General features: G+C 71.3%; 9 protein-coding genes. 6 read left to right on the forward strand and 3 right to left on the reverse strand.

The window, feature by feature from the left end:
- Positions 1-190: 190 nt before the first annotated feature.
- Entirely contained in the window at positions 191-349 is a 159-nt protein-coding gene (locus tag ACZ6S0_RS52735; RefSeq protein WP_465928694.1) for a hypothetical protein, read from the forward strand.
- A 3-nt stretch (positions 350-352) separates the two neighbouring features.
- Here ACZ6S0_RS52735 and ACZ6S0_RS52740 read toward each other — a convergent pair whose 3' ends face one another.
- A complete protein-coding gene (locus ACZ6S0_RS52740) occupies positions 353-820 on the reverse strand; it encodes a ribose-5-phosphate isomerase (RefSeq protein ID WP_465928696.1) in 468 nt (155 codons plus the stop codon).
- Between the two features lie 95 nt (positions 821-915).
- Here ACZ6S0_RS52740 and def point away from each other — a divergent pair, with 95 nt between their 5' ends.
- Positions 916-1,401 carry a peptide deformylase gene (gene def / locus ACZ6S0_RS52745; protein ID WP_465928698.1) on the forward strand — a complete coding sequence of 162 codons (486 nt, stop codon included), beginning with the start codon at positions 916-918 and terminating at the stop codon, positions 1,399-1,401.
- 9 nt (positions 1,402-1,410) lie between these two features.
- The gene (locus ACZ6S0_RS52750) at positions 1,411-2,142 is read left to right on the forward strand and encodes an SDR family oxidoreductase (protein ID WP_465928700.1); all 732 of its coding nucleotides are present in this window, start codon (positions 1,411-1,413) and stop codon (positions 2,140-2,142) included.
- Between the two features lie 59 nt (positions 2,143-2,201).
- Here ACZ6S0_RS52750 and ACZ6S0_RS52755 read toward each other — a convergent pair whose 3' ends face one another.
- Together ACZ6S0_RS52755 and ACZ6S0_RS52760 are read right to left on the reverse strand one after the other, a co-directional pair.
- Positions 2,202-3,605 (reverse strand): aldehyde dehydrogenase family protein, encoded by a 1,404-nt coding sequence (locus ACZ6S0_RS52755; protein WP_465928702.1) that lies wholly within the window; start codon positions 3,603-3,605, stop codon positions 2,202-2,204.
- 142 nt (positions 3,606-3,747) lie between these two features.
- Positions 3,748-4,368, reverse strand: coding sequence for a mycothiol-dependent nitroreductase Rv2466c family protein (locus ACZ6S0_RS52760; RefSeq protein ID WP_465928704.1), 621 nt, complete (start codon positions 4,366-4,368; stop codon positions 3,748-3,750).
- Between the two features lie 89 nt (positions 4,369-4,457).
- Here ACZ6S0_RS52760 and pepN point away from each other — a divergent pair, with 89 nt between their 5' ends.
- The 3 genes from pepN (at position 4,458) to ACZ6S0_RS52775 (ending at position 9,707) form a co-directional block, all read left to right on the forward strand.
- Positions 4,458-7,022, forward strand: coding sequence for an aminopeptidase N (gene pepN, locus ACZ6S0_RS52765; protein WP_465928706.1), 2,565 nt, complete (start codon positions 4,458-4,460; stop codon positions 7,020-7,022).
- Positions 7,023-7,198: 176 nt separating this feature from the next.
- Positions 7,199-8,482, forward strand: a complete 1,284-nt coding sequence (locus tag ACZ6S0_RS52770) for a serine/threonine-protein kinase (protein WP_465928708.1) — start codon at positions 7,199-7,201, stop codon at positions 8,480-8,482.
- A 274-nt stretch (positions 8,483-8,756) separates the two neighbouring features.
- On the forward strand, positions 8,757-9,707 hold the full coding sequence (locus tag ACZ6S0_RS52775; RefSeq protein WP_465928710.1) for a hypothetical protein: 951 nt from the start codon (positions 8,757-8,759) through the stop codon (positions 9,705-9,707).
- Positions 9,708-9,840: the final 133 nt, after the last annotated feature.

Below are 9,840 nucleotides of genomic sequence, written 5' to 3' on the forward strand. Positions count from 1 at the left end.
CCGGACGAACACATCCGGTGGACGAGCCACGACTACCTCCCAGCTTCCAGAGACAGCCAGCCTGACGGGTCCACCAGCCGAGATCAATTACCCGGTCAACGTTCCGGGACGGCCCACTAGCCCGTCGCGAGCCGCCTGCACCGGCCCGTCCGCCGGGGCGGGCGGGCGGAGGTGGCGTAGGCTCGGCGGTATGGCGCTGCAAAGTCTGCAGATCACCGCGGTCGTCGCCCTGCGCGCCCGCGACGTTTCGAGACCGTCGAAGGAACAGCAGGAGGCCGCCGACCGGCGGCCCCTGCGTGACGAGATGCCCAAGCGCGACCCCAAACGACCGGCCACGGGCAAGGGCTGAGGGCTAGGGCAGCGAGGGCAACTGGCCGATCGTCTCGTAGGTGGCCAGTTGCGCGATGCGCCTGCTGTGGCGCTCGCCGCCGGAGAACGCGGTGGTCAGGAAGACCTCCACGAACCTGGTGGCCTCGTCGACGGAGTGCATGCGGGCGCCCAGGCTCACGATGTTCGCGTTGTTGTGCTCGCGGGCCAGGGCGGCCGTCTCCTCGCTCCAGGCCAGGGCCGCGCGGATGCCGCGTACTTTGTTGGCGGCCATCTGCTCGCCGTTGCCGGACCCGCCGATGACCACCCCCAGGCTGGCGGGGTCGCCGGCGACGCCCTCGGCCGCCCGCAGGACGAACGCCGGGTAGTCGTCCTCGGCGTCGTAGACGAAGGGACCGCAGTCGGTCACCTCGTGCCCGTGGTCCTTCAGCCAGGACACGAGGTGGTTCTTGAGCTCATAGCCGGCATGGTCGGCACCGATGTAGACACGCACGCGACCAGTCTTCCACAGCCCGGCGATCGGGCTCGCTCGCTAAAGTAAGGACCTCATACCGCGTCCACCCCTTACAGAAGCGAGAACAGAGAGCCATGCGAGAGATCCGCTTCATCGGCGATCCGGTCCTGCGTACGCCCGCCGAGCCGGTGACCGACTTCGACCGCGAGCTGCGCCGGCTGATCGACGAGATGTTCCTGGCCATGTACGCGGTCAACGGCGTGGGTCTGGCCGCCCCGCAGATCGGCGTGTCGCGGCGGTTGTTCGTCTACGACATCGCCGGACGCAAGGGGCACGTGGTCAACCCCCTGCTGACCGTGGACGACCCGGAGGAGGTGCTCGACGAGGAGGGCTGCCTGTCGGTGCCCGACCGCCGGACCGGCCGGCCGATCTACGCCCCGGTCGCCCGTGCCGCGGGCGTGACCGTCGAGGGCGTCGACCGGCTCCAGCGGCAGGTACGCGTCAAGGCCCGCGGCTCGCTGGCCCGCTGCTTCCAGCACGAGACCGGGCACCTCGACGGAGAGCTGTACGTGGACCGCCTGCCGCGCGACGAGGCGCGCAAGATCATGCTGAGGGCGTAGTTTGGCGGCATGAGCGTACTTTCCGGAAAGGGCGCACTGGTCACCGGCGGCTCCAGGGGCATCGGCAGGGCCATCGTGGAGCGGCTGACCGCCGACGGCGCGGACGTCGTCTTCTGTTACGAGCACTCCGCGGAGGCGGCCGAGCAGGTCGCCAAGGAGACGGGCGCGCACGCCGTACGCGCCGACCTGGCGGGCAAAGAGGACCTGGCGCGGCTGTTCGCCGAGGCGGAGGAGCGGCTGCCCGGGGTGGACATCCTGGTCAACAACGCCGCCACCGCCGGGCCGCAGAAACCCATGACCGAGATCACCGACGAGGACTACGAGCGGGCGTTCGCGGTGAACACCCGCTCGGTCTTCCTGACCATCCAGTGGGCGGGGCGGGTGATGCGCGACGGCGGGCGGATCGTCAGCATCTCCTCGCTCAACACGCTCATGCCCGCGCCCACGCTGTCGCTCTACTGCGGCAGCAAGGGGGCGATGGAGCAGTTCACCAAGGTGGCCGCGCGGGAGCTGGGCGGGCGCGGGATCACGGTGAACACGGTCTCGTCCGGAGCCACCGACACCGACATGCTGCGCGGCGCCAACCCGCCTGAGGCGCTGGAGCAGACACCCGCCTTCACGGCGCTGCGGCGGCTGGGCAGGCCCGACGACATCGCCGCGGTGGTGGCGTTCCTGGCCGGGCCCGACGGGCGCTGGGTCACCGGCCAGAACGTGCTGGCGACCGGCGGCCTCTTCCTCTGACGCCCTCCTGACCGACCCCGGGCGTGACGGACGGCCCGCCCGCCACGCCCCCGGGCTCGCTAGAACTGCAGCGACTTGACCTCGAGGTACTCCTCCATGCCGTGCTCGCCCAGCTCGCGGCCCACGCCCGACTGCTTGTAGCCGCCGAAGGGGGCCAGCGGGTTGAACCGGCCGCCGTTGACGGCCACCTGGCCCGTACGCAGGCGGCGGGCGACGGCCACCGCGCGGTCCTCGGTGCCCGCCCAGACGGCGCCGGCCAGTCCGTACCTGGTGCCGTTGGCGATGTCGACGGCCTGGTCCTCGTTCGTGTACGGGATCAGCGACAGGACCGGGCCGAAGATCTCCTCCTGCTCGATCGTCATGCCCGGCTCGACGGCCGCGAACACGGTCGGCTCGACGTAGTAGCCGCGCTCGTGCAGGTAGTCGGTGCCGCCCGTGACCAGTCGGGCACCCTCCTCCTGGCCCCGGTTGATGTAGCGGATCACACGGTCGCGCTGGGCCGCCGACACCAGCGGCCCGATCTTGGTGGACTCGTCGAAGGGGTCGCCGACGCGGTAGCCGCGCGCGATCTCGACGGCCAGGCGGACGGCCTCGTCGTACTGGTCGCGCTGGACGATCATCCGGGTCCACGCCGAACACGTCTGGCCGGCGTTGACGAAGCAGTTGGCCACGCCGACCTTGACGGCCAGGGCCAGGTCGGCGTCCGGCAGGATGATGTTGGCGGACTTGCCGCCCAGTTCGAGCGCCACCCGCTTGACCGACTTGGCGGCCAGCGCGGCCACCCGGCGCCCGGCGACGGTGGAGCCGGTGAAGGAGACCATGTCGACGTCGGGGTGGGCGGCCATGGCCTCGCCGACGACCGGCCCCCGCCCGCTGACCAGGTTGAACACACCCGGCGGCAGGCCCACCTCGGCGAAGATCTCCGCCAGCGCGTACGCGGCCAGCGGCGCCACCTCGCTCGGCTTGAGCACCACGGTGCACCCGGCGGCCAGCGCGGGGGCGACCTTGCACACGATCTGGTGCAGCGGGTAGTTCCACGGGGTGATCGCGGCGACGACGCCGATGGGCTCTTTGACGACCAGTGAGTTGCCGACCTTGGCCTCGCGCGGATGGGTCTCGGCGAGTTGGGCGTAGGTGGACAGCACGGTGGCCGGCATGAGCGTCTGCACCTTGAGCGCGAAGCCCAGTGGCGCGCCCATGTCGGTGGCGATGGTCTTGGCCATGTCGTCGGCGCGCTGTCTGAGCAGGTCGGCCGCGCCGGCGAGCAATCTGCCCCGCTCGGCGGCGGCCGTCCGCGACCACGCGGGGAAGGCTTTTCGAGCCGCGCCCACGGCCGCCTCGACGTCGTCGGGGGCGCCCGCGGGCACCCGGTCGATGACGTTTTCCGTGGCGGGGTTGACGACCTCGATGGATTCGTCGGATGCCGAAGCGGTCCAAGAGCCGCCTATGTACAGCTCACGCATGGACCCATCCTGACAGCGTTCGCGACGAGAATGCGAGGGCTCATCCTCGCCCCGGGGATAAGCCCTTTACACCGCGGCCGACCTTCTTCCCCTCCGTGTGTCAGTCGAGCTGTGTCAGCCGAGCTGTGTCAGTCGAATTGTGTCAGTCGAATTGGGGCCGCTTGGTGCGCGTGCGCTTCAGCTCGAAGAAGTCGTCGTACTGGGTGACCATGAGCACGCCGTCCCACAGCCTGCCCGCCTCCTCGCCGCGCAGGATCCTGGTGATCACGGGCCCGAAGAAGGCGTTCTCGCCGACGCGGATGATCGGGGTGCCGACCTCCTGGCCGACCAGGCCGATGCCCTCGTCGTGCGAGACGCGGATGGCGGGGTCGTACTCCTCGGAGTGCATGGCGTCCGCCAGGCTCCGGTCGAGACCGGCGTCGTCGAGCGCGCCCTCGATGACCTCGCGCAGGCGCTCGCTCTCCTTGCCGAGGCCCTGATTGTGCAGGCGGGTGCCGATGCCGGTGTAGAGCTGCCCGATGACGTGCTCCCCGTGCTTGGCCGCCGCCGCGGCGATCACCCTGACCGACCCCATGGCCCGGGCGGCGCGCTCGAGGTAGTCGGCCGGGACATCTTTCTCTTCATTGAGGAAGTAGAGCGACATCTGCCGCCACCGAGGGGCGATAGGCCGAACTTTCTCTACTTCGAGCAGCCATCGTGACGTAACCCAGGCGAACGGGCAGGCAGGATCGAACCACAGGTCCACCGGAATCTTCTCTGTCATGTCTCCCCGTAACCTGAGGTGGAGCGGGTCCTATTCCCGGCATGACAGGATACGGACATCCCCGACGAAGTGGTAAAAAGGAGCGCAACTTGGCAGGCAACCTGACCCGGGACGAGGCTCGCGAGCGCGCCCGGCTGTTGAAGGTCGAGTCGTACGAGGTCGCACTCGACCTGACGGAGGGAGACGAGCGCTTCGAGAGCGTCACGACGGTCCGCTTCACCAGCGAGACGCCGGGCGTGTCCACCTTCATCGACCTGCACGGCGCCGACCTCCGCAAGGTCACGCTCAACGGCGAGGACCTCGACGTGTCCGCCTACGACGCCGAGAAGGGCCGCTTCCCGCTGCCCTCCCTGGCCGCCGCCAACGAGCTGGTCGTGGACGCCGACTGCGCCTACATGCGCACAGGCGAGGGGCTGCACCGCTTCGTCGACCCGGTCGACCAGCGCGTCTACCTGCACAGCCAGTTCGAGACCGCCGACGCGCACCGCATGTACGCCTGCTTCGACCAGCCCGACCTCAAGGCCGCCTTCCAGCTCACCGTGCTGGCCCCTGGCGACTGGGAGGTCGTCTCCAACGCCGCCGCCGCCAAGGTCGAGGAGCTGCCCGAGCAGGCGGGCCGGCACGGCACCGTGCGGGCCGCCAAGCGGTGGGAGTTCCCGCCCACCCCGGTCATCTCCACCTACATCACCGCGCTGGTGGCGGGGCCGTACCACAAGGTGACCTCCGAGCACGACGGCATCCCGCTGGGCGTCTACTGCCGTGCCTCGCTCGCCGAGCACCTCGACGCCGACAACATCCTCGAGGTCACCCGGCAGGGCTTCGACTTCTTCCACAAGGTGTTCGGGCAGCGCTACCCGTTCGGCAAGTACGACCAGCTCTTCGTCCCCGAGTTCAACGCCGGCGCGATGGAGAACGCGGGCTGCGTGACCTTCCTGGAGGACTACGTCTTCCGCTCCCGCGTCACCGACGCGGTCGTCGAGCGGCGCGCGGAGACGATCCTGCACGAGATGGCGCACATGTGGTTCGGCGACCTCGTCACCATGCGCTGGTGGGACGACCTGTGGCTGAACGAGTCGTTCGCCACCTACATGTCCGTGCTGTCCCAGGCCGAGGCCACGCGGTGGGGCAAGGGCGCGTGGACCACGTTCGCGAACGTGGAGAAGGCGTGGGCCTACCGCCAGGACCAGCTCCCCTCCACCCACCCCATCGCCGCCGACATCCCCGACATGCAGGCGGTCGAGGTCAACTTCGACGGCATCACGTACGCCAAGGGCGCCTCGGTGCTCAAGCAGCTCGTCGCCTACGTCGGCCTGGACAACTTCCTGGCCGGCGTACGCGACTACTTCGCCGAGCACGCCTGGGGCAACACCGAGCTGAAGGACCTGCTCGACGCCCTCGAACGCACCTCCGGCCGCGACCTGTCGGCCTGGTCGAAGGAGTGGCTGGAGACCTCCTGGGTCAACACGCTGCGCCCCGAGTTCGAGGTGTCGGGGGGCCGCTTCACCAAGTTCGAGGTCGTGCAGGAGGCCCCCGCCGACTACCCGACGCTGCGCTCGCACCGCATCGCGATCGGGCTCTACACGCTGGCCGACGGCAAGCTGACCCGGACCAGGCGGGTCGAGCTGGACGTCGTCGGCGCGCGTACGAACGTGGCCCAGCTCGTCGGCGACGAGCAGCCCGACCTGGTGCTGCTCAACGACGACGACCTCACCTACGCCAAGGTCCGCCTCGACGAGCGGTCGCTGCGCACCCTGGTGGAGGGCGGCATCGCGGCGTTCACCGAGTCGCTGCCGCGCGCCCTGTGCTGGTCGTCGGCCTGGGACATGACCCGCGACGGCGAGATGCCCGCGCGCGACTACGTCAAGCTGGTCGTCTCCGGCGCCGCGACGGTCACCGACATCACGGTCCTGCAGGCGATCCTGCGCCAGGCGCGCCAGACCGCGCAGCAGTACGCGGCCCCGTCCTGGCGGGCCGAGGGCCTGGCGCTGCTGGCCGCCGAGCTGCGCACGCTGCTCGCCTCGGCCGCGCCCGGCTCCGACCACCAGCTCGCCTTCCTGCAGGCGTTCGCCCCGACGGCCACCTCGGCCGGCGACCTCGACCTGCTCCAGGGCATCCTCGACGGCTCGGCCGTGCCCGAGGGGCTGGCCGTCGACGCCGACCTGCGCTGGACGCTCCTGCACGCGCTGGTCACCGGCGGCCGGCTGGACGAGTCCGCCATCGACGCCGAGCTGGCGCTCGACCCTACGGCGACCGGTGAGCGCTCGGCCGCGCTGTGCCGGGCCGCGATCCCGACGGCCGAGGCGAAGGCGGCGGCCTGGGAGCGCATCGTGGGCGGCGAGCTGGCCAACCACATCGCCCGCGCCACGGTCAACGGCTTCCAGGACCCGCACCACGTCGAGCTGCTGGCGCCGTACCGGGAGAAGTACTTCGCCGAGGCCGGGCGCATCTACCGGGAGTGGACGTTCGACCAGGCCTCGACGTTCGCCGTCGGATGCTTCCCCGGGCTGGTCATCGAGCAGGCGACGGTCCAGGCGGCGGACGACTTCCTCACGGCGGAGCAGCCGCCGCAGGCGCTGCGCCGCCTCGTCCTGGAGGGCGCCGACGGCGTCAGCCGCGCGCTGCGCAACCGGGACAAGGACGCCGACTCCGTCTGATCCACCCGCCTGATCCACCCGCCTGATCCGGGCGCCCAGGCCCCGCGCGGGCGTGGGCCCGGCGCCCGGATCGGGCCCACGGCAGCCTTCTGACCTGCGTAGCCGGTAGGCCATTGAGTCCTGCCGGCTACGCCGACTTGACGATGGCACCCTGGCCACGGTGTTAGCCTCAAAGCGTGCTAGGCGCGGGGACCACCCTCAACGACCGCTACCTGCTCGGCGGCCGACTCGGCGGCGGGGGCATGGGCGAGGTGTGGCGTGCCGACGACACGGTTCTCGGGCGCACGGTCGCGGTCAAGGTGCTCATGCCCGCGCTCAGCGAAGACCCCACCTTCACCCAGCGCTTCCAGAACGAGGCCAGGGCCATGGCCACGCTGCGCCACCCCGGCGTGGTCGACGTCTACGACTACGGCATCTGCGATGTCGAGGGCCGCCAGGTCAGCTTCCTGGTCATGGAATACGTGCAGGGCGAGTCGCTCGACCGCGTCCTGCGGCGCGGGGCGCTCGACCCCGAGACCACGATGCGCCTGGTCGCCGAGGTCGCCGACGCGCTGGCCGCCGCGCACGCGCAGGGCATCGTGCACCGCGACGTCAAGCCGGCCAACCTCATGGTCAGGCCCGACGGCGGCGTGGTGCTCACCGACTTCGGCATCGCCCACTCCGCCTCCCTCGGCCACCTGACGGCCACGGGCACGATGCTCTGCTCGGCCGGCTACTGCGCGCCCGAGATGGCCACCTCCAGCGAGGTGAGCCCCGCGGTCGACGTCTACGCGCTGGGCGTGGTGGCGTACGAGTGCCTGAGCGGGCGGCTGCCGTTCCAGGGCGACACTCCCGTACAGATCATCTTCAAGCACCTCAACTCCCCCGTCCCGCGCCTGCCCGAGAGCATCCCGCCTGGGCCGCGGCAGGTGGTGGCCAAGGCGCTGGAGAAGACGCCGGACGCGCGCTGGCAGACGGCCCCGATGATGGCCGAGGCCGCGCGCAAGGCGCTGAGCGACCCCGGCAGGCTGCCTGAGCCGCGTCGGCCGCGTACCGTGCGGGCGATGCTCACCATGGTGGCGGCCGTGGTCGTGACGGGGGTCGTGGCCGGGTCCGTGTGGCTGCGGCCGGCCGAGCCGACGACCGGCGAGGTCGTCGACGAGCCGGTGCCCACGGTCGAGGGCACCGCGACCTACCTCGTCCCGCAGACGTCGCCGACCTCGACCAGGAGGCAGTCGGCGCCGCCGACCAAGCGCCAGCCCACGCCGCGGCCCACCCGGGGCGTCACCCAGGTGCCCAGCTTCAGCCCCACGGTCACCGTCACGCCGCCGCCCCAGACGCCGACGGCCACGCCGACCGCCTCCGAGCCCAAGCCGACGGAAGAGCCGCCCACCTCGCCGGGCCCCGAGGAGCCGACGTCCGAGCCCACGGTCAGCGGGCCGCCCGGCGACATCCAGTGCATCCGGGCGCCGTGCCCCTGATCCCCGGGTGCCGCCTCTTCCCGTGATCCCAGGATCCCGCCGGTCGCCGGCCGTGCGCTCCTGGGAGTCCGCCGTTCCTGACCGCGTGCCCAGGGTCCGGCGTGCCCGGGGATCCCGGTGTGTCAGCCGTCTCCGGCAGGGCCGGCCGCCCCCGAGTGTCCTGGCTCGTACCGGTCGTCCTCGCCCACATCCGGCTGTTCCTGATCATGTCGGCCTGCCGACACCCATCGGCCTCATGTCCGTCATCACCTGCTGATCGTGAGAAAGTCAACGCGTGGACTCGACTCGTGACCTGCTCATCGCCCTCGCCCGCCGCTACGCCTTCGCCGACCTCGGCGCGCTCGCGCCCGCCGCGGAGATCACGGAGGTGTGCGAGTTCGGGCACCGGCTGCTCTCGCTCGACGCCGAGGACTTCGCGACCGAGGCCCGGGTGGTGCCCGCCGACCTGCGGCGGCGCGCCCGCGCCTGCCACATGCCGCAGACGCCGCGCGAACAGCCGCGCGGGGCGCTGGAGTCCCTGCGTCCCGCGTACGGGCTGCTGCTGGAGGTGATCGCCGCCCGTTGGCACCGGCGCGAGCTGAGCACCATGATCGCCACGGTGCACATCGCCAGCGAATACCTGCCGCTGCTGGCCTTCGAGCCGCAGCTCGGCCACGCCGGCGACCCGGCCAGGTGGCCGGAGGGGCTGAGCGCGACCGGGAGCAGGTTCGGCGTGATCGGCGACCGGGAGTGCGACCACACCAAGTCCGAGCAGTCGGCCACGAACCGGACGCTGCGGGTCTCCACCGAGCCGTCCGAGGGGTGGCGGGCCTACTTCGACCGGCAGCACAGCCAGGTGGCCGGCGCGCTGGCGGTGTGCGTGGCCACCTGCCGCAAGCCGTGCACGGCCATGGACTGGATCGCCCCGGAGCCGCGGGCCGACCTGCAGGCGCGCTCGCGCACGGCGCTGGCCTTCGCCGAGACGCCGCTCGTCCGGCTGCGGCACGCGGCGCCGGTCGGGCACGGGTTCGGGGTGCCCTCGCCGGAGGAGGTGCTCGACGCGTGGGACCGCAGCCGGGCGGCGCTCGACAAGAATGCGGTCGGCTCGGCGGCGCTGAAGGACGACGGGTTCCCGCTGCCGGGGCTGGCCTCGCTGTTCTCGGCGATCGCCGACGCGCCCATCGAGCCCTCGACCCTGCTGGCCGGGGTCAGCGAGCACATCGTCACCCTGCTGGAGCGGGGCTGACGGCGGGCAGGGCTGACGGCGGGGCTGACGGCGAGCGGGGCTAGATGATTGATGCCAAGGCATAGCTGCGGAGATAGGGCGAGGGTGCCCATGCTCGATGTGTGACGAAAGAGTTAGACACCCTCGCAACTGC

The sequence above is a fragment of the Nonomuraea sp. NPDC051298 genome (assembly GCF_055586305.1).

Excerpts from the sequence above, each read along its gene's own strand:
- ACZ6S0_RS52735 (WP_465928694.1), top strand. The coding sequence starts at position 191 with ATGGCGCTGCAAAGTCTGCAGATCACCGCGGTCGTCGCCCTGCGCGCC.
- def (WP_465928698.1), top strand. The coding sequence starts at position 916 with ATGCGAGAGATCCGCTTCATCGGCGATCCGGTCCTGCGTACGCCCGCC.
- ACZ6S0_RS52750 (WP_465928700.1), top strand. The coding sequence starts at position 1,411 with ATGAGCGTACTTTCCGGAAAGGGCGCACTGGTCACCGGCGGCTCCAGG.
- ACZ6S0_RS52755 (WP_465928702.1), bottom strand. The coding sequence starts at position 3,605 with ATGCGTGAGCTGTACATAGGCGGCTCTTGGACCGCTTCGGCATCCGAC.
- ACZ6S0_RS52760 (WP_465928704.1), bottom strand. The coding sequence starts at position 4,368 with ATGACAGAGAAGATTCCGGTGGACCTGTGGTTCGATCCTGCCTGCCCG.